Genomic DNA, 18,798 nt, shown 5'->3' with positions numbered 1-18,798 from the left:
AGACCGACGGTTGGAAAAACACTACATTACGAAATCAGGCTACGAGAAGATCGTGATCGAGCTTGCCGAGTGGAAAAATGTCAAGCGACCCGCGATGGTCAATCAGCTGGCGACCGCTCGCTCGCATGGCGACCTCTCGGAAAACGCCGAGTATCATGCCGCCAAGGAAGACCTGGCTCGCATCGATCACAAGATCTTTCAACTCGAGAGCGCGCTGCATACCGCGGTTTTGATCGACGAGACCAACGTCAACACCGATCAGGTCCGGCTGTACACCCGCGTCCGTGTGCTCGACCTGTCGAAGAATCAGGAGCGGGAGTACTCGTTGGTTTCCCCCACGGAAGCGAACCCCGCCGAAGGCAAAATCAACCACCAATCTCCCGTTGGCAAGGGGTTGATCGGAGCCAAGGTCGGTGAGTCCGTGGATATCCAGGTGCCGTCGGGCACCGTCTCCTGGAAAATCGTCGCGATCATGCCGTACCAGCAATAGAGGTGCTTCATGGAACGAGCAGTCAGACAACTTACCCGGTCACGAAAGGAACGCGTCTTCGCCGGTATCTGCGGCGGGATGGCAGTCTATCTCGGCCTTGATCCTGTGCTCGTCCGTGTGCTGTTTGTCGCGCTGACGATGCTTTCGAATGGCATCGGCGTCGTTGTCTATCTGCTGGCCTGGTTCATTGTTCCCCTCGAACGCGAAGCCGCCGCCGAACCGTATATTCCGTCGGCTGCCAACCGTCCCAAGGCCGCCCTGGTCCTGGTGGGCGCCTTTCTGATCCTGTCCGGCCTGATCGCACTCTCGACCTCTTGGTTTCCCAGCTTCTGGGAGATCTCCGATGTGCGCTGGGCTGGCCCGGCGGTCCTCGTTATCGCCGGTCTCGCCATGATTATCTGGCAACGAAACCAAGCCGCGGGTGACGACCAACAACAAGCACTCGTCGGCGACGAACTATCTACCGGAGCTACGGCCATGCAGGGTTCCACTACTCAGGGCGGATCGCGGGTCCGCCGGCTCGTGCGCGTTCGTGAGGGTCGAAAAATCGCCGGCGTCTGTACGGGCTTCGGCGCTTATTTCAATGTCGATCCGACCATCATCCGACTGGTCTGGCTGGCCCTGCTCCTGATTGCAGGTACGGGCCTGCTTCTGTATATTATCTGCTGGATCGCCATGCCGCTCGAGGCGGAAAACCCGCTTAACGTGCACGGCGCCGGACCGCCTCCCCCATCTTCGACGACCCCAAGCTCTACCTGATGCAGGATCGTACCCGAAATTTTTGTATTGTCGCCCACATTGACCACGGCAAGTCAACGCTCGCCGATCGCCTGCTTGAGCTGACCCACACGCTGGACCCGCGCCAAATGCGCAAGCAGGTGCTGGACTCCATGGACCTGGAACAGGAGCGGGGCATCACCATCAAGATGCACCCGATCACCATGAACCTCGTCCACAGCGACGGCCGTGAATACACGCTGAATCTGATCGACACCCCCGGGCATGTCGATTTTACTTATGAAGTCTCCCGCAGCTTGAAGGCGTGCGAAGGAGCCTTGCTGGTCGTGGATGCGAGTCAGGGGCTGGAGGCGCAGACGCTCTCCAACCTCTATCTTGCGCTCGATGCCGGACTGGAGATCATCCCGGTTCTGAATAAGATCGACCTGCCGATCGCCCGGGTCGATGAAGTATCGCATTCCATCGTCGATCTGCTCGGCTGCGACGAAGACGATATCCTGAGAGTCAGCGCCAAGACCGGCGCCGGCTGCGAAGCGGTCCTCGCGGCGGTGGTCGCACGTGTGCCCCCGCCCAAGGGAAACCCGGGCGCGCCGCTGCGCGCGCTGATCTTCGACTCCATGTACGAAAGCTATCGCGGCGCCATTGCCCATGTCCGCGTGGTTGACGGCGCCGTGCGACCCGGAATGAAGCTGCGGTTCGCGGCTACACTGAAGGAGTACGAGGTCAGCGAGGTCGGCATTCTTCGCCTGGCGCAGATTAGACAGGACGAGTTGCAGGCGGGAAGCGTCGGCTACGTCGTTTCCGGCTGCCGTGACGTGCGCGATCTCAAGGTCGGCGATACGGTGCTGGATGTCGCCAATCCGTATGCGGAACCGCTGCCCGGTTATCGCGAAGTCAAACCCATGGTATTCGCCGGGATCTATCCCGCGGACACAAACGATTATGAGCTGTTGCGCGACTCGATGGGCAAATTGCGCCTGAATGACTCCGCGCTGATTTATGAACCGGAAACGTCCATCGCACTGGGCTTCGGTTTCCGCGTGGGCTTCCTGGGCCTGCTGCATCTTGAGATCATTCAGGAGCGACTCGAGCGCGAGTACAACCTGAATCTCGTCTGCACCGTGCCGTCCGTCGAGTACCGGGCGATCATGACTGACGGCGAAACCAAGCTCGTGGACAATCCCGTGATGCTGCCGGCGGCCACCGCCACCGATCACCTCGAGGAACCGTATATTCAGGCGTCGATCATCACGCCCGAGGAGTATATCGGCGCGATCATGCAACTCGCGATCGAACACCGCGGGATTCATCAAGATACCGTGTACCTTGATGCTACGCGCGCCAACCTGCACTACCAATTTCCCCTCGCGGAGATCATCTTCGACTTTTACGATAAGCTCAAGAGCATCAGCCGCGGTTACGCGTCCTTCGACTATGAACTGCTCGACTATCGACGCAGCGAGTTGACCAAACTGGACATCCTGGTCAACGGCGAAGTTGTCGATGCCCTGTCGGTGATCGTGCACACCGAGAAAGCCTATAGCTGGGGTCGGCGGGTGTGCGACCGGTTGGCCAACTTGATCCCGCGACAGATGTTCGATGTCGCGATCCAGGCGAGTCTCGGCTCGCGAATCATCGCGCGTTCCACGGTCAAGGCGCTGCGCAAGAACGTGCTGGCGAAATGCTACGGCGGCGATATCACGCGCAAGAAGAAGCTACTGGAGAAACAGAAGGCGGGGAAGAAGCGTATGAAATCCATCGGTAACGTCGAGATTCCGCAGGAGGCGTTTCTCGCAATCCTGAAAGCGGAGTGACGTTTCCGTGATTTACCCCGATACTATTCATGGAGATCAGTTGATTGCAGATGCCCGCTGAAAACACGCTGAAGACGGCAGCCGGCCACAGCGGCGATCGCCCGCGCAGCACCGTTCGCGAGTGGACGGACTTCATCGTGACGCTCATCGTCATGGTGTTCTTTATCCGCGTCACTACCGTCGAAGCATTCCGAATTCCCACGGGTTCGATGGAAGACACGCTGCTGGTCGGGGATTTCCTGCTGGTGAACAAATTCGTGTACGGAGTGCGCACCCCCGACTGGCTGGGCGTTCCGTTCACCAAGTTCGGCTTCAGCATTCCGAGTTACAAGTTCGACGGTCCGCGCAGCGTGCAGTCCGGTGACATCGTCGTCTTCCGCTATCCGCGAAATCCTGAATTGAATTACATCAAGCGTTGTGTTGCCGGACCGGGGCAGACGGTCGAGATTCGACTGCGACAAGTGTTTGTCGATGGTCAGCTCTTCGAAAACCCGGCGTTCTCCAAGCATACGCGCGAAATGGCCCCGCTGGGTATCGCCGAACGCGGGATGTTCGGCCAGCCGCCCGGGATCCCCTGGAATCGTGATAACTACGGACCGATCACCGTCCCTGCCGGACACTACTTCATGATGGGTGATAACCGCGATAACTCTGAGGACTCGCGATTCTGGGGATTCGTGCCGCAGGACAATATCGTCGGTCAGGCGCTCGTTATATACTTCAGCTACAACAAGTACGTCGATCTCAGCCACTGGTATGACATCATTCGCTGGGGGCGGATCGGCACCATGATCCACTGATCCCGGGCTCGTCGTCAGGTTTTGCCAACGGAAAACGCCGCGGAATCAACCGCGGCGTTTCGCATCTTGTGAATCGGCACCTGTTCGGCCAGCAGTCTTACACCGTCGCGACTTTGAGATACTCGACCATCAGAAAATACAGTCGATCGAACAGCAATGCGATCCGGTTCATCACGGTGTAGCCGTAGCCGGCCCCAAAGCCCACCATGAGCAGCGCGGTCCCGCCAATCGCCGCGTATCGCAACGGACCCCGCTGCTCGATCGAAAAGAAGAAGTAAAACAGCACGCACACCAGACCGATGGTAAATGTCGGATTGTCCAGCATGCCGAGGAAGGTCAACGCCCCGGGATTGCCGGCGAAATGCTCAATCGATGGCACCGAAATCACCGGGATCAAGCTCGCCTGCACCTGCAGCACCAGATCGCCGGAGGCAAAGCCAATGACCGCCAGCCCCGCATAGACGCCGATAATCAACGACATCGGGTACCGCGAGATCCAGGACAGCCCGGACGAGAAGCGCGTAAACAAGGCCGCCCCCATCAAGAGCGGAATGAGCAGAAAGTAGTTCTGTCCGGTGGAAAGCGGACGCCACAAGTTCGGCAGAATCACATTGTAGAACTCGGTGCAAACCACATAGCCTGCCGCGACTCCGACAAAGAGGTGCTCGGCAAACTTGTAGAACGGATTGTCCTTATACAGGAAACTCAGCACCGCTACCGTACAGAAGGCCGCAACGCTGCTCCACAGAAAATCCATCAAGCGCTCCTTGACCGACGGTTGATGAAGAAGATCACGTTGCCGACGACGATGAAAAAGATGATAATCAAATGCCCGGTCGTCTGACCGCCCATCGTAATCAGCGCCAACCCCGGTTTCTTCAGGAGTGATTCATACTCTGCCGCCCCGCTGATCCCGGTCAACAATCCGCGCAATTGCCCGCTCTGCAGGTAAGCGGAGTATTCAGGAACCGAAACCGCTGACGCGCCGCTGACAATCGGGATCCCGAAGCGCGCCTGAACATACTGCACGTACTCCTTGGTGCCGGGATAGCCGGCCGAGATGTTGACGAGCAAAGCGAAACTCGCATAATTTTCCACGGTCCGCATGAGCGGAATCCGCTCAATCGGCGTGTGATAGTAGTCCAACGGAAATGCGCTGCGCAGCGAGCGGCCCATTTCCACAATCACCGCCTCCCGCCCCTCTTTCTGGCCGAGGTAGCAGTAATCTTCGCCGTACTTCAGCCCGTACTCATCGCGACAGATCAAATTCACCTGCTGCTCGACCAGCGCCGGCCCGGTGGACCACAGCGTGATCACCACAAAGCGCAGGCGCCTTTCACATAGGTGGCGCAGGGTGGCCTGCATCATCGGATTCAATTCGGCTTTGCCGCCCGGATCGTAATCCGCGGATAGCAGCACTAACGAACCGGCCGGCAGCTCCTCGATCGCGTTGTAAAATGCGCGAACCGGCGGCGTCACCGCGGGCGCGATGCCGAATTTCAGAAACAATGGCAGCGCGACACTGAGCGCAATGAACAGGTAGATCCAACGCCGGTCGAGCTTCTCAAGTTTCGACAGAAAGAGATGGCTCATGTATTTCCTTGTTCGCTCATTCCCGACCCAGATAACTGCGTTCAATGCCCAGGATAACCTTGAGCCCGGTGGCAATCGCGCCCAGCGCCGCCCCGATCAGAATTCCGCGCTGCGCGGCGGTATTCGGCACATTCATGATCCAGTCCACGACCGGCGGCAGGTCTTTCCAAATCGACGCGCTGAGCGGAATCCGCCCGAGCATCACGAGTACCGCGGTGATCGCCAGCACCGCGGCCTGCCACGTCCGAATTCGAAATGCGCGAAAGGCCGCGGAGGCGATGAAGAACGCGAGCGAAGCATACATCGTCGCCGACATCGGCGTGTAGATATTGTTGAACAACCGATCGTTGGCAAAGTCTCCTTCCTTGATGCCGCCCACCAGACCCGGGATCACCATCAGAAAGAAGCCCAGCACCAATACCAGTTTGTACGGCCAATGCGGCGCCTTGCGATAGACCAACTCGCCATTGATCCGCAGGATATTCGCCGACCCCAGCACATAAGAAAATGCGATCACGATGATCGCCCAACCCTGCAACTGACCGGCAAGCAAGTTCACCGTCGGGTGCGGAATGAAGTATTGGACAATCATAAACAGCCCAAATACCAACGTAATCAGCAGCGGAATCTCTCTTCTCATGCCTGAATTCGGGTCCGGGTTAGCTTACGGAGAACCAGCTGGCGATAACGTGAACGCCAAACAGTTCGAGAATCATGGCGGCCACCAGCAGCACGATCAACCCGAGCTTGAACCAGTCCGTGGCCTTGACCGTCCCCAGCATGTCCGCGTTTTGTGTCACGAGCGCGCTCGCCGCAAAATACTCCTCGCCGATCAATGTGTAGTCACAGGCGACTACGAAAAACGGCAGCTGATGCACGTTCGCCGTCCCTGCGATCTGGATCGACCCGCTGGCGAATCCGGTCTCCGAGAGGATCAAGGACTCCGCGAAGAAGGCTCCGAGATACAGGTGAGCCGCGGTCTTTTCGCGCATCATGATCCCCGCGACTCCGCTCGTAAACGCGAACTGCTCATCCGAGAGATAGCGAATATTGTCCCGGTTGTAGCTGTCCGGTCGTGCCGCGTTGAGATAGCCCTGCTTCACCGCCTCTTCGGCGACTCCCACCATAAACGCGCGGTTCAGCGGTACGATGATCGGGGTGTCGTAGTTTGCGCACTTCGATGCTACCGATGTCAATAACTGAATCGACGCGATCGTCTGAATATTCTCGATGTTCTGAGTGCCCGGTACATAAAGCACGGGTTTCCCTAATTCCGTCGCCCGTCCGATCGCTTCGTCGATCGCGTCGATTCCCGCCAAACGGCGAAACTTCAGCGTTTCGCCGCGCTTCGCCCGCTTAACCCAGTAGAGCACCAGCGCAAAAAAGACCAGGATCATCAACAAGATGTTCACCCGGTTCGTATTGAACCACGAGACTTGTGGGCGAAACATCGCGCTCACCGGCGACTCGCTCCGGCGCAACCGCTTGGCCGTGCGATACACCACCGAATCCGCGCGAAACGAGTCCGGCACCGCGACCAAGGTTGAATCGAGCGCGACGACTTGCGCGAAATATTGCCCGCGGTGGCTGATCCGGAAATTCTCCCCGGAACTCACCGTCAGATCGCGCGCCAGCGCGGGCGCCGCTCCGACGACCACGAATCCGTCCCGGTCATTCTCCGACAATCGCACTTCGTACCCGAAGATCTGGAATCCCGGCAAGGGGCTCGGCTGCCACGTGACAACCATCGACGTGCCGTCATCATTGGGCACGTCGGCAATTGCAACGTCACGAGGCGCCGGACCCTGCGCTGTTACGAGGATGTCCTGGGCCAGCGCGATGGACGCCGTAACGGCCATCCACCATGCAAAGAGGCGCAACAGTCTGGGCATGAGCCGGTCGTGAGAAATTGTCAGTTGAGAGTTAAGGGAGTGGAACGGTCGCTGGCGGCCCTGCAGCGCAGCTGCTGCTCAAGACGCGCGCGATGGCAGCGAATGAGGTCACGCGACTGACAGGGACTACGCCTAATAAAGCAGATTTGTGCATGATGTCAAGCGATTTCGGCGGTTCGCAGAAATCTCCGTCATCCGGCGATGCAGAAACGGCGCGGTATCGCCGCGCCGCCACGCACCTGAATGCATGTTCAACGGTCTCGCTATGGTCCAATCGTTTGGATTCCGGAGCGGGAGTAGGGAGGACGATAGTTGTCGAGCACGGCCATGAAGGAGCCAAACGAGACCCGCGACTGCATTCGGATCGGGATCCGGTATTGATCGTTGGTTACCCAGACATAAACGCGCGCCCCGCGCTCCTTCTTGAACAGTCCTCCGCTGCGGAACACGGGCTCGACCTTCAAACAATCAAATGATCCAAGCTCACACTCCACGGTCTCGCGCGCGTGCGTAATGACCATCAAGTCATACGTCTTGTTCACGTCATGAGTCGTGATATACATCGTGTCACCGACGGCCAACGGCAACAGGCGCGCCTTGAAGCCCGCGGAGAGCACGTCCTGCACTCGCGGCGGCACCGCGATCACCGGCTTGGCCTTGCCGTCGTCCCACCAATGCACCAACCACTCCGCCAGGTCGAACTTCACTAACTTGTCGTCGTTGTATGTGCCCTCGTGAAGTCGCTTGCGGAATTGATGCGTGTACACCGAATCGGCGTCGATCCACGTTTCGATCGTATCACGTACCTTGAAAATCAAGTCATAGGCTTTCGCGCTGCGCGCACTGGACATCGCGCGCATTACCAGCTCACCGTTCAGGCGGGTCGTGTCAAGCACGGCGAGTTTTGCCTTGCCCGCCGGTACAAAGCCGAACACGACCTTGTACTCCATCTCCTCGCCCAGCCAGTATTCCGGCGTGATGATGGTTGGCAAGTCGCGCATGGCGGAATCGGCGCGGCCCAACGGATCCACACTCACCAGGTCCGGTCGTTCCTCGGCCACGCCCGGAGCAGGCGCGAACCCGCGAAGCAGCAAGGCCAGCGCAATCAACGTCAGCAGATGGGTCGGCGGTCTCACGTGCAAAGTCAGCATTTCTCCAAGCTGTGCAAATTTCGTTCCCCGGTCAGGCATGCTTCCACACCGACATAATCTCCGACTCCTTCACCGATAGTTCGCGAACGACGACCGGCTCCTTGCCTCGAACGTCCACCACCGTGGACGCCCGACCTTGCAGTAATTCTCCGGTTTTCACCACAAAGTCACAGGCTCCCGTCACGGCCGGGCTGACTTCCCCGAAGAAACCGGGAGGCTTATGCCCCGGCAAGTTTGCACTGGTTGCCCACAACGGAGCCTCAATTGCGCTCAACACCTGTAGCAGAAAATCAGATTTCGGCACACGATAACCCAACGAGCGATCCGGGGTCTGAAACTCCTCGGGGATCGCGCCCGACGTCTTCCAGACCAGCGTGAGCGGACCCGGCCAGAAGCGCTCGGCGAGCGCGACAATTCGCGGCGACGGCACGTCCCCCGCGCACTGGCTCATGCGGATGATGCTGTCGATCAAAACCGCGGTCGGTTTCGCGCCGCGTTCCGGCTTGACGCGCTGCAGTTTCTCGAAAACGGTCTGGCTGAACGCCAAACCGCCGATCCCGTACACCGTATCCGTCGGAAAGAGCACCAGGTCGCCGCGGCGAATCGCTTCCACGGTGTCGGCGACCACCGCGACGAAATTCGCACCGGATAGGTCACGCAGGATCATTACCAGCTACCGACGATCTTATTCAGTATATCCAGTTGCAGCTTACCGACCGCTTCTTCAATCGCGGCATTGCGATTCTCCAGCGATCCCGTGTACGGATAGATGGCCCAGGCGGGGTAAACCTGCGTCCACAGCGGATTCTGCGTCGCATTGTCGATCAGCTCAATCTCGCAGCTCATCGCGAACCGATATTCTTCAACCACTTGATTCGCCCGGGCCGTATAGGGTTGATCCTCGACGCGCACGATCCGGCCGCGCAAAATGGCGTCCGCCTGGGACTCCGACGTCACGCGCAACGTGCCGTCGCGCTGAAAACCACGCGTCAGCGTCTGCGTGACCAAGTCCGCGATGCCGAATTCCGTCGAAAGATTCTCAAAGGTCGGAATCGAAATGGACTTGATCGCACCAGCACTCTGGCCCCGAAACGAGTAGCTGCAGCCCGCGACAAGCAGGGCCACCGCGAGCAACGCGCTAACCGATTTCATAGTCCTTGAGCTTCCGGTAAAGCGTGCGTTCGCCGATTCCCAGGTCCCGCGCCGTTCGCCGGCGATTGCCGCCGTTCTGCTCAAGCGTCTTCATGATCTGGTCGCGCTCCAAATCCTCTAACTTGGAACTCGCCCCCGCGGGGTCCGCCGTCGCCTCGACCCGCGCGATGGCGGCCAACAACAAGTGCTTGACCTCGCCGACTTCGCGCCGCAAATCAAGCAGTGCCCGTAACACCAATTCGCGTTCCAAAGCTTCCGGCTGACGATGCAGCGGAACCGGCAACAGGTGCGGGGAACCGCTCTGCGGCAAGTGCGATCGGAAATCTTCGACAGTCAACTCGCCGCGCTCCCGCGACAGCGTCAGCGCGGATTCGACGGTGTTGCGCAGCTCGCGGATGTTGCCCGACCAGTACTGTCCCATCAACAACCGCTTGGCCTCGTCGCCAATTCGCGGGATCGGCAGATGATTCCGCTCGCAGAATCTCCGCGCGAATTCCTCAACCAACAGCGGAATGTCCGGCGCGTGGTCGCGCAAGGGCGGTACCGAAATCGTGACCGCTTTGAGTCGGTAATACAGGTCCTGCCGGAACTCATTGCGCGAAACCGCCGCCGCCAGATCGACATTTGTCGCCGCAATCATCCGCACATTCACCCGCTGCGTGCGACTCGACCCCACCCGCATGAATTCCCCGGTTTCGAGCACCCGCAGAAGCTTCACCTGAACCGGTAACGGCATTTCCCCAATCTCGTCCAACACCAGCGTCCCGCCGTCAACTTGTTCAAAATAGCCTAAGCGCTGCCGGTCTGCGCTGGTGAAGCTGCCGCGCTCATGGCCGAAGATCTCGCTTTCGAAAATCCCCTCGGGAATGGCGCCGCAATTGACGATCAGGACGGGTTTCGCTGACCGCTGAGATTTCTCATGGATCGCGCGGGCCACCAGCTCCTTGCCGGTTCCGCTTTCGCCGATAATCAAGACAGAGATATCCGTCGGCGCGACCTGCAGGATCAGCGATCGCAAGCTCTTCATCGCGACGCTCTCGCCTAATAGCGAGCGCATGGCTGCAGAGGCCGCACTCATCCCTGACCGATGTCCGTTCGATAGCGCAACCCGGGAACCGCAAGCTTGGCAGCCAGTTCGTATGCGTGGCGCGATGCCGCGGAAACCCCCGTTCCAATACCCACGGCGTTCAGCACCCGGCCGCCGCTGCTCACTGGCTCCGCGCCCTGCAGCGACGTTCCTGAATGAAGCGTGTAAGCTGCCGGGCCATCCGGAATCTGCCGCAGGCTGATGTTCTTCGCATGACTCGCCGGATAGCCGGATGCCGCTAACACAATGCTCACCGCCGCCGTGTTCACCTGAGCAACAGGCGGAAGCGCGGCGAGCTTCCCGTGAGCGCACGCCCGGGCATGCTCCGCGAAATCCCCATCCCAAACCGCGAGAACCGACTGTGTTTCGGGATCGCCCAAGCGACAATTGAACTCGATCACCTGTGCCCCGGCGTCGGTCAGGATCAGACCGGCATACAAGACTCCCACAAACGGAGTTCCCTGATCCGCAAGCCCGCGCAATACCGGCCTCACGATGTCTTGTTCAACCGCGGATAGCAGCAAATCGTTCCACCCCGGCGCCGGGCAAACCGAACCCATCCCTCCCGTATTCGGTCCGGCGTCACCGTCCAACGCCCGTTTGTAGTCCCGCGCCGCCGGCAGCGCGCGAAAGTCCGTGCCGTCACTCCAGAACATGCACGACACTTCAGGACCGTGAAGCCGCTCTTCAAGTACGACGCGACTCCCGGCGACTCCGAGCACGCCATCGACCAGCAGGGCGCGTGCCGCGGTCAGCGTCTGCGCATTGTCGTCACAAACAAATGCGCCCTTGCCCGCCGCCAGGCCGTCGGCCTTCACTACCCAATTTCCCGGCCCGGCGGAAATCAAGTAGGCCGCGAGCTGCTCAAACTCAGAAAACACTTCGAACCGTGCGGTGGGTACGCCCAGCGCTCGCATCAGTTCCTTGGCAAATACCTTGGACGACTCGATTCGGGCCGCGGCCGCACTCGGACCGAAGCAAGGAATGCGACCGGCCTGAAGAAGATCGGCGAGGCCTGCCGCCAGCGGCTGCTCCGGACCAACGATGACCAGATCAGGCTGCACACCGACCAGCGCTGAATACAGTCCCCTAACATCTGAGACATCGACGGAAATGTTGCTGGCCAGCGGCGGTGTTCCGCCGTTTCCCGGAAGTGCGAACAGGACATGCTGCCCTGGACTCTGTGCCAGTTTGCGCAGAATGGCATGTTCCCGTCCGCCCGATCCGACAACCGCGATTCTCACCGGTAGCTCCGATAGAAGATGAACTGGCCGCTGTCAACGCTGCCTTGATCCCCGCCGTCCCACACTCCGCTCACCGTATCTCGTCCGGTGTAAGTGCCGGACCACAATGTCGGATAGGACGTCCCCCCGAGTACCAGCACGCCCTGTAACTGAAATGATCCGGCGTTGACGCCGCCACTGGTCAATTGGAATTGATAGGCCTGCACGAAGGAGGTCGTCACGATTCCCGCGAACAGGGCGCCCCGCTGATCCATCGAAAACTGCGCGTCGTTCACCGTGCTCCACTGCGTGCTGGACAATTGGCCGCTCCAGTAACCCGTGAGATTGTACCCGCTAAACTCTCGATTTACGCGGAAATCGCTGACCCCGGAGGGCTCCTGCACATGCACGACCAGGCCGATATCCTGGATCTCCGCCTGCGCGCGATAAAGCGTTCCGTCCCGGTGAAAATTGAACCACAGCGTGTCTTCAGCCGAGTCCGTGTAGATATTACTGAGTGCAAGCGTTGCTCCGCGATAGGCTATCGCCCCGCTGAAATCGGCCGAGTCCGCTTGAGTGACTTCGATCCGCACATTGGCAACCGGCTCGCCCAATGCCGCCACACCCACGTACCCCCCCGCTACCGTCGCTTCGATCGGATGCTCAGGATCCGTCGGGTACTTCTTGCACGACAGCCCGACCCACACACTGAAGGCAATGAGCACAGCGACCACCGCCAACCGTTGCTTCATTTCAGTTTCGCTTTCAATCGCTCGATCTCGTCCCGCAGCTGAGCTGCTTGCTCGTACTCTTGACGTTTCGCCGACGCCTTCATCTCCTTCTCCAGCCGCGCGATCAACTCCTCGAACCCGGCCACGGTCAGGAAATCGTGCTGCGCCTCCTGAACGATCTCCTTGATCCGCGCATCCGCGACCGTCGTCGAAATGAGTACGTCCTCGATGGACTTGACCACGGATCGCGGCGTGACGCCATGTGCCTCATTGTAGTCACGCTGAATGCGCCGCCGGCGCTCCGTCTCGTCGATCACCTTCCGCATGGAATCCGTGACTTTGTCGGCATAAAAAATTACCCGGCCATTCACGTTCCGCGCCGCCCGTCCCGAGATCTGCATCAGACTGCGCTCACTGCGCAGAAACCCTTCCTTGTCCGCATCCAAAATCGCCACTAAGGAGACCTCCGGAAGGTCCAGGCCCTCCCGCAATAGATTGATGCCGACCAGCACGTCAAATTGCGCAAGCCGCAAATCGCGCAAAATCTCCACGCGCTCCAGTGCGTCAACTTCGCTGTGCAGCCAACGCACCTTGATGTTCAGGTTCTTCAGGTATTCGGTTAAGTCCTCGGACATCCGCTTGGTCAGCGTAATGACCAGGGCCCGCTCCTTGCACTCCACAATTGCGCGCAGTTCGCCTAACAGGTCATCGATCTGTCCCTTCACGGGACGGACACTGATCTCCGGGTCAATCAACCCCGTGGGCCGGATGATCTGCTCGACTAACACGCCTTTGCTCTGCTCCAGCTCATACTCGCTCGGCGTCGCGCTGACGAAGATGCACTGTTGAACCATCCGCTCCCATTCCTCAAACAGCATCGGCCGATTGTCCAACGCCGACGGCAGCCGGAAGCCGTACTCGACCAGTGTCTCCTTGCGCTGGCGGTCGCCGCGGTACATCCCGCGAATCTGCGGCACGCTCACATGCGACTCATCGACGATCAACAGGAAATCCCTGGGGAAATAGTCAAACAGGGTATCCGGCCGTTCGCCGGTCGGCCGACCGGAGAGGTGGCGCGAATAATTCTCGATTCCGCTGCAATAACCGACCTCCCGCATCATTTCCAGATCGAACCGCGTTCGCTGCTCGATCCGCTGAGCTTCCAACAGCTTGTTCTGGCCGCGCAGCTCGGTCACGCGCTCGTCGAGTTCGGCCGCGATCGAAGTCATCGCCCGCTTGAGATTCGGTACCGACGTCACAAAGTGCTTGGCCGGATAGATCGCCACCGACTCCGGGGCCTCCAGGACGTCCCCGGTCAATATCTTGATTTGCTTGATCGCCTCGACGGTGTCGCCGAAGAACTCGATTCTGTACGCGGTCTCTTCGTACGCCGGGTGAATCTCCACCACGTCCCCCCGGACCCTGAACGTACCGCGCGGGAACTCAATGTCATTCCGCGTGTAGTGCATATCCACCAGGCGTCGCAGCAGCTCTCGACGATCGACCTCTTCGCCCATCGATACAAACAGCAGGAGCTCCTTGTAGTCCTTGGGCGATCCCAGACCGTAGATCGAGCTGACCGAGGCCACGATGATCACGTCTTCCCGCTGCATCAGCGACGACGTCGCCCGTAACCGGAGTCGATCGATCTCCTCGTTGATATCCGTCTCCTTCTCGATATACGTATCGGTCGTCGGCAAGTACGCCTCCGGCTGATAGTAGTCGTAGTAGGAAATGAAGAACTCGACCGCGTTATTGGGAAAAAAACTGTGAAACTCACCGTACAACTGCGCTGCCAAGGTCTTATTATGCGACATGATCAGCGTCGGACGTTGAACCTGCTGAATCACATTGGCCACCGTAAACGTCTTCCCGGACCCCGTGATCCCCAGCAGAGTCTGAAACTTGTCCCCCCGGCGAATCCCCGTCACAAGCTCCCCGATCGCCTGCGCCTGATCCCCCTGAGGTCTTAACTCCGAGATGAGCTCGAACTTCTTCATGTCCGTAATTTAGCGTTTGACTGCCAAAACTGCAAGTCCGGTGGCAGACTGAGGAACTCCCTAAAGCTATAATCATAAGGACTTCCGATTCCGACTACCAATTTGACGGTCTAAACTCAGAGGTGCCGGGCTATTGCATTTCCCAAATGGAGTTTGTATATTACACGTTTAACAAAATCATATGGATATCGGGAGACACGGCTGATGATGACGCAGATGCGGGAAAACATGCCCCTGATCATGTGGATCTTGGTGGCAGCTTTTCTCGGAACGATTGTCTTTTCGTGGGGCATGGGTGGCTTCAATAGCGGGCAACAGTTAGACGGTGTCGTCGGAAAAGTCGGCGACCGCGAAATCCTCTATGACCGCTACAACCGCCTCGTCCAGGACCGTGTGCAGTCCGAGCGCCAGCGGGACACCACCGCGACCATGGACGACGCCAAAGTCAAGCAACTCCGCAAACAGGTCTGGGATGATCTCGTTCGTAGCGAACTCATGGCTGCGTACCGTGATAAGCTCGGCCTCGTGACGTCCGATGCGGAGGTCGCGTTCGCGGTCAAGAATAACCCGCCAAGCTGGCTGCGCACCAATCAAGCCTTCTTGACTGACGGCCAGTTCGATCGCTCGAAATACGACGAGTTTCTGCGCAACCCGCAATCCGCCGATATTCTGGTCTCGCTCGAAGCCGACTATCGGGAATCGATGGGCAACCAGAAGGTGATCGACCGTATCATCGCGCCGATCTTTGTGACGCCGACGGAAGTCTGGGATGAGTACGTCATCACGTCGCGCAAGCTCAATGCCGCGATCGTCTCGTTCCCCGCGCGAAATTATCCGGTCGATTCCACGTCGATTACGGCGGCGGAAGTCGAACGGTACTACGTCGGACACAAAGTCGATTATCAGCGGAAAGAACGCCGCAAGCTGTCCTATATCGCCGTGCCCGTGGTGGCGACGCGCGAAGACAGCCTGCAAGTCATCGAACTCGCCCAGGAAATGGTCCAGCGCGCGACGGCGGGTGAGAGCTTCGCCGAGCTCGCCAAGGAATTCTCGGAAGATCCGGGTAGCGCCAAGCAGGGCGGAGAGCTCGGCTGGTTCGGTCGCGGGCGGATGGTCAAGGAGTTCGATTCCACCTGTTTTGCCGCCGAAATCGGCAAGGTGGTCGGCCCGATCCCGACGCGCTTCGGTGTCCACGTCATCAAGGTCGAAGCCCGCGCCGGAGAATCTCCCACGGACTCCGCGAAAGCCCAGCACATTCTCGTCAAGTGGAAAGTCGGCCAGGATACCGATGAACGCGCCGCCCAGAAGGCCAAGGACTTCACCGATGCCGCCAAAACCGACGGCTTCGATGCTTCGGCCGCCAAGGCTAATCTCGAAATCAAGGAAACGGACTGGTTCCTGAAAAGCCCGCAGGGCTCAATCCCCGGCCTCGGCGCACTGCAACCCGCCATGGATTTCGCCTTCTCGTCAAAGATCAGCACGATCAGCTATGTCTATCGCACCAAAATCAAGTCTGACGACGCCTACATTGTCTGCGCGGTCAAAGATGTTTCACCGGAGGGCGTGACTCCGCTCACCGAAGTGGAACACCTGATCCGCGGCCAACTCCTGCGTGACAAACAGGAAGCGCTCGCCCTGGAAGCCGCCAAGAAGTTCCGGGCGCGCGTGAATACGCCCGAAGCGTTCTTGAATGCCGCCGCACGCGAAAGCCTCAAAGTCGATACCACCGGCGATCACCTCCAGCGCGATTTCTTCAAGGGCTTTGGTTCCGACGAGGCGATCGCCAAGTCCCTGCTTAACTTGCGGCCAGGTCAGCTCAGCGATGCGCTTAGCAACACGCGAGGTGGCTACGTCGCCGTGCTCCTCGCGAAGGCCGAGGCCGACTCCGCCGCCTTTGCCGCTAAACAGAAGGAAATCAGCGACCGCCTGAGGCAGACCAAGCAGAATAGTGTGTACTCCGACTGGCTCGCCACGGCTGAAAAGGAGATCGGAGTGGTCGATAACCGGCATCTGTACTACACGGACTACTAAGGCGGCCTTTCGGCAAGTACGTCCGATGACTTCACGACCGAATCCGCAGGGTTCGGTCGTCTTTTCTCACGGCAACTTGTTGACTTATTGGCTGAAAATACCTACTTTAGCTCAGATAATCCCGCCCTTCGGACCCCAATATGCCCGACCAGATCAAATACCAGGTTAACCTCCTGGATTTCCTTGCGTTCCTGCTCCGCTGGCGCAAACTCATCTTGACCGCCTCCTTCGGTGTCGCGCTGGTGGTTGCCGTGATCACATTCATCGTCCCGCAGCGCTATCGCGTCATCGCTGTTGTCCGTTCTCAGGAAAGCGAAGAACAGGGGATCGGGTCGCTGGTCGCGTCTAAGCTCGGCGCGCTCGCCGGCCTGGCAGGAAACGTGGCAGGCTTTGGGGATAGTTACGGCGAGGTCGCGCTCTCGATTCTCCGCAGCCGCTGGATGAGTGAACGAGTGATTGAGAAGTTTGATCTGCAGCATGTGTACAAGATTGAAAGCGGGCCGATTGAAGACGTGATCAAAGCCCTTGCTGCCAATACGAACTTCGGGTCGGCATGCTCATCTGCTTCACCGCCGAGTACGTTATCCCGTGGGCGTCCTACTGGATCGTCTTTACGATGATCAGCATCTTCCCCATGGTTTTCGCCGATCCGGAGCCTGCCACTGCGTGAGCCGATGCTTGCGCCGGGGCCCCTGCCATGACGCGACTCTGGGTGTTGCGCTCACTACTCCTGGTGGCCGATGTCGCCCTGATCGAAGGCCTGTTCTACGCGACCTATGCGGCCAGATTCAAGTCAGGCCTGTTCACGAATCCGGTTCCATTTAGCGCCGCCGAACTCGTCCTGCCCAGCGCGATTGTGCTGTGCTATTGGTTGCTGATCTTTTCCGTCTTCGGACTCTATCGCTATGATCCGCTCCGACAGCGGCGGCGAATTCTCCACGATGCGCTGCGCGCCGCAGGATTCGGTGCGCTTATTCTGTTCATCCTGACGTTTAATCCGCAGGATCCGCTCCCGTCCAGCCGCGTTATCCTCGCCACGTATGCCGCCGGTCTGATCCTGATTGTCACGGGAAACCGGGTCGCCCTGTCCACGATCCTGCGCGATCTCCGCATCCGCGGCATCGGCACGTGGCGTACCTTGCTCGTCGGATCGCGGAACGAAGCAATCGCCGTGGCACGCTATGTCCGGGCGCATCCGGAACTCGGTTTCCGGATTGCGGGCTGTCTCGGCGCTGCCGACTCCGGCGCCGCGCCGGTGCCCATCATCGGCAACTTCGCGGACTTCAGACGACGAGTTGCCGCCGATCGAATTCAGACTGTGCTGTTCGCCACGGAACCGACGGAAGCGCAGGCGCTCTTCCGCCTCATGCGAATCCTCCGCGGTGCCCGGGTCCGCTCTTTCATCTCCCCGAATCTGTATCCGCTGCTCATCGGTGAAGTGCGGCCCGCCGCGTTGCACGGCCATCCCCTGATCGAGTTGCGGCCGGAACTGCTCTCGTGGACCGAGCAGCGATTCAAGCGGCTCTTCGATATCGCCGCCTCCGCTTGCCTCTTGATCCTCAGCCTGCCCGTGTGGCTGCTGCTGCTCGTGGCGATCCCGCTCAATTCGCGGGGCCCCGTCTTCTTTGTGCAGCAACGCGTCGGACTCAACGGACGAGTCTTCCCGCTGCTCAAGTTCCGCTCCATGTTCCAGAATGCCGAAGCCCGGACCGGCGCAGTGCTCGCCGTCGAGCGCGATCCCCGCATCACCGCGGTAGGCCGGTTTATTCGCGCCACGCGGCTCGACGAACTGCCGCAACTCCTGAATGTACTGGTCGGACAGATGAGTCTCGTTGGACCGCGGCCCGAGCGAATTGAATTCGTGCGCCGGTTCCTCCGCGAGATCCCGCTTTACGAACGACGCCTCAATGTGAAACCCGGACTGACCGGTTGGTCACAGGTGCATCTCAAGTATGACTCGGGGACGGAGCAAATCCCGCTGAAGCTGACGTACGACTTTTACTACATCGAAAACATGTCCCTGCCGCTGGACGCAAAGATCCTCTTCATGACGCTATTCGTCATGCTGCGCGGTGAGGGCGTCTGAGCAAGAGACT

The 18,798-nt window shown here is 59.3% G+C and carries 18 protein-coding genes and 1 pseudogene; 8 read left to right on the top strand and 11 right to left on the bottom strand.

Annotated features, from left to right (window positions below):
- Positions 1–10: 10 nt before the first annotated feature.
- The 5 genes and pseudogenes from greA to lepB all read left to right on the top strand — a co-directional run bounded on the left by greA (position 11) and on the right by lepB (position 3,842).
- The gene (gene greA, locus HZB60_05860; GenBank protein MBI5059290.1) at positions 11–490 is read left to right on the top strand and encodes a transcription elongation factor GreA; all 480 of its coding nucleotides are present in this window, start codon (positions 11–13) and stop codon (positions 488–490) included.
- Between the two features lie 9 nt (positions 491–499).
- Positions 500–697: pseudogene (locus tag HZB60_05855) on the top strand (PspC domain-containing protein).
- A gap of 270 nt (positions 698–967) precedes the next feature.
- Entirely contained in the window at positions 968–1,249 is a 282-nt protein-coding gene (locus HZB60_05850) for a PspC domain-containing protein (GenBank protein ID MBI5059289.1), read from the top strand.
- On the top strand, positions 1,249–3,042 hold the full coding sequence (gene lepA, locus HZB60_05845; protein MBI5059288.1) for an elongation factor 4: 1,794 nt from the start codon (positions 1,249–1,251) through the stop codon (positions 3,040–3,042). Before HZB60_05850 ends, lepA begins: the two co-directional genes overlap by 1 nt.
- 50 nt (positions 3,043–3,092) lie before the next feature.
- On the top strand, positions 3,093–3,842 hold the full coding sequence (lepB, locus tag HZB60_05840; protein MBI5059287.1) for a signal peptidase I: 750 nt from the start codon (positions 3,093–3,095) through the stop codon (positions 3,840–3,842).
- 97 nt (positions 3,843–3,939) lie between these two features.
- On the opposite strand, the gene HZB60_05835 is transcribed toward lepB, so the two are convergent.
- From HZB60_05835 to uvrB, 11 genes are all read right to left on the bottom strand, one after another.
- Positions 3,940–4,599 (bottom strand): hypothetical protein, encoded by a 660-nt coding sequence (locus tag HZB60_05835; protein MBI5059286.1) that lies wholly within the window; start codon positions 4,597–4,599, stop codon positions 3,940–3,942.
- Positions 4,599–5,435: a hypothetical protein gene (locus tag HZB60_05830; GenBank protein MBI5059285.1), complete on the bottom strand. Its 837-nt coding sequence runs from the start codon at positions 5,433–5,435 to the stop codon at positions 4,599–4,601. Before HZB60_05830 ends, HZB60_05835 begins: the two co-directional genes overlap by 1 nt.
- Before the next feature lie 16 nt (positions 5,436–5,451).
- Entirely contained in the window at positions 5,452–6,075 is a 624-nt protein-coding gene (locus HZB60_05825; protein ID MBI5059284.1) for a hypothetical protein, read from the bottom strand.
- A 19-nt stretch (positions 6,076–6,094) separates the two neighbouring features.
- Positions 6,095–7,327 (bottom strand): fibronectin type III domain-containing protein, encoded by a 1,233-nt coding sequence (locus HZB60_05820; protein ID MBI5059283.1) that lies wholly within the window; start codon positions 7,325–7,327, stop codon positions 6,095–6,097.
- 263 nt (positions 7,328–7,590) lie between these two features.
- The gene (locus tag HZB60_05815) at positions 7,591–8,463 is read right to left on the bottom strand and encodes a DUF3108 domain-containing protein (protein MBI5059282.1); all 873 of its coding nucleotides are present in this window, start codon (positions 8,461–8,463) and stop codon (positions 7,591–7,593) included.
- Between the two features lie 46 nt (positions 8,464–8,509).
- The gene (locus HZB60_05810) at positions 8,510–9,145 is read right to left on the bottom strand and encodes a threonylcarbamoyl-AMP synthase (GenBank protein ID MBI5059281.1); all 636 of its coding nucleotides are present in this window, start codon (positions 9,143–9,145) and stop codon (positions 8,510–8,512) included.
- Positions 9,145–9,630 (bottom strand): LptE family protein, encoded by a 486-nt coding sequence (locus tag HZB60_05805; protein ID MBI5059280.1) that lies wholly within the window; start codon positions 9,628–9,630, stop codon positions 9,145–9,147. The genes HZB60_05810 and HZB60_05805 overlap by 1 nt, the downstream gene beginning before the upstream one ends.
- On the bottom strand, positions 9,617–10,708 hold the full coding sequence (locus HZB60_05800; protein MBI5059279.1) for a sigma-54-dependent Fis family transcriptional regulator: 1,092 nt from the start codon (positions 10,706–10,708) through the stop codon (positions 9,617–9,619). The genes HZB60_05805 and HZB60_05800 overlap by 14 nt, the downstream gene beginning before the upstream one ends.
- A complete protein-coding gene (gene purD, locus HZB60_05795; protein ID MBI5059278.1) occupies positions 10,705–11,961 on the bottom strand; it encodes a phosphoribosylamine--glycine ligase in 1,257 nt (418 codons plus the stop codon). Before purD ends, HZB60_05800 begins: the two co-directional genes overlap by 4 nt.
- Positions 11,958–12,692: a hypothetical protein gene (locus HZB60_05790; GenBank protein MBI5059277.1), complete on the bottom strand. Its 735-nt coding sequence runs from the start codon at positions 12,690–12,692 to the stop codon at positions 11,958–11,960. The genes purD and HZB60_05790 overlap by 4 nt, the downstream gene beginning before the upstream one ends.
- Positions 12,689–14,671 (bottom strand): excinuclease ABC subunit UvrB, encoded by a 1,983-nt coding sequence (gene uvrB / locus HZB60_05785; GenBank protein ID MBI5059276.1) that lies wholly within the window; start codon positions 14,669–14,671, stop codon positions 12,689–12,691. Before uvrB ends, HZB60_05790 begins: the two co-directional genes overlap by 4 nt.
- Before the next feature lie 204 nt (positions 14,672–14,875).
- On the opposite strand from uvrB, the gene HZB60_05780 reads away from it, so the two are divergent.
- The 3 genes from HZB60_05780 (at position 14,876) to HZB60_05770 (ending at position 18,788) form a co-directional block, all read left to right on the top strand.
- The gene (locus tag HZB60_05780) at positions 14,876–16,702 is read left to right on the top strand and encodes a peptidylprolyl isomerase (protein MBI5059275.1); all 1,827 of its coding nucleotides are present in this window, start codon (positions 14,876–14,878) and stop codon (positions 16,700–16,702) included.
- 140 nt (positions 16,703–16,842) lie between these two features.
- A complete protein-coding gene (locus tag HZB60_05775; GenBank protein ID MBI5059274.1) occupies positions 16,843–17,322 on the top strand; it encodes a hypothetical protein in 480 nt (159 codons plus the stop codon).
- Positions 17,323–17,399: 77 nt separating this feature from the next.
- Entirely contained in the window at positions 17,400–18,788 is a 1,389-nt protein-coding gene (locus tag HZB60_05770; GenBank protein MBI5059273.1) for a sugar transferase, read from the top strand.
- The last annotated feature ends 10 nt before the right edge of the window (positions 18,789–18,798 follow it).

The organism is candidate division KSB1 bacterium, from assembly GCA_016214895.1.
GTDB lineage: Bacteria > Electryoneota > RPQS01 > RPQS01 > RPQS01 > JACRMR01.
The sequence above is the reverse complement of the archived record's forward strand: the minus strand, read 5'-3'. Positions and strand labels throughout refer to the sequence as shown.

Bases quoted from the DNA above. Each gene is read 5' to 3' on its own strand.
- HZB60_05850 (MBI5059289.1), top strand. From the start codon at position 968: ATGCAGGGTTCCACTACTCAGGGCGGATCGCGGGTCCGCCGGCTCGTG.
- lepA (MBI5059288.1), top strand. From the start codon at position 1,249: ATGCAGGATCGTACCCGAAATTTTTGTATTGTCGCCCACATTGACCAC.
- lepB (MBI5059287.1), top strand. From the start codon at position 3,093: ATGCCCGCTGAAAACACGCTGAAGACGGCAGCCGGCCACAGCGGCGAT.
- HZB60_05835 (MBI5059286.1), bottom strand. From the start codon at position 4,599: ATGGATTTTCTGTGGAGCAGCGTTGCGGCCTTCTGTACGGTAGCGGTG.
- HZB60_05830 (MBI5059285.1), bottom strand. From the start codon at position 5,435: ATGAGCCATCTCTTTCTGTCGAAACTTGAGAAGCTCGACCGGCGTTGG.
- HZB60_05825 (MBI5059284.1), bottom strand. From the start codon at position 6,075: ATGAGAAGAGAGATTCCGCTGCTGATTACGTTGGTATTTGGGCTGTTT.
- HZB60_05820 (MBI5059283.1), bottom strand. From the start codon at position 7,327: ATGCCCAGACTGTTGCGCCTCTTTGCATGGTGGATGGCCGTTACGGCG.
- HZB60_05810 (MBI5059281.1), bottom strand. From the start codon at position 9,145: ATGATCCTGCGTGACCTATCCGGTGCGAATTTCGTCGCGGTGGTCGCC.
- HZB60_05805 (MBI5059280.1), bottom strand. From the start codon at position 9,630: ATGAAATCGGTTAGCGCGTTGCTCGCGGTGGCCCTGCTTGTCGCGGGC.
- HZB60_05800 (MBI5059279.1), bottom strand. From the start codon at position 10,708: ATGAGTGCGGCCTCTGCAGCCATGCGCTCGCTATTAGGCGAGAGCGTC.
- HZB60_05790 (MBI5059277.1), bottom strand. From the start codon at position 12,692: ATGAAGCAACGGTTGGCGGTGGTCGCTGTGCTCATTGCCTTCAGTGTG.
- uvrB (MBI5059276.1), bottom strand. From the start codon at position 14,671: ATGAAGAAGTTCGAGCTCATCTCGGAGTTAAGACCTCAGGGGGATCAG.
- HZB60_05780 (MBI5059275.1), top strand. From the start codon at position 14,876: ATGATGACGCAGATGCGGGAAAACATGCCCCTGATCATGTGGATCTTG.
- HZB60_05775 (MBI5059274.1), top strand. From the start codon at position 16,843: ATGCCCGACCAGATCAAATACCAGGTTAACCTCCTGGATTTCCTTGCG.
- HZB60_05770 (MBI5059273.1), top strand. From the start codon at position 17,400: ATGACGCGACTCTGGGTGTTGCGCTCACTACTCCTGGTGGCCGATGTC.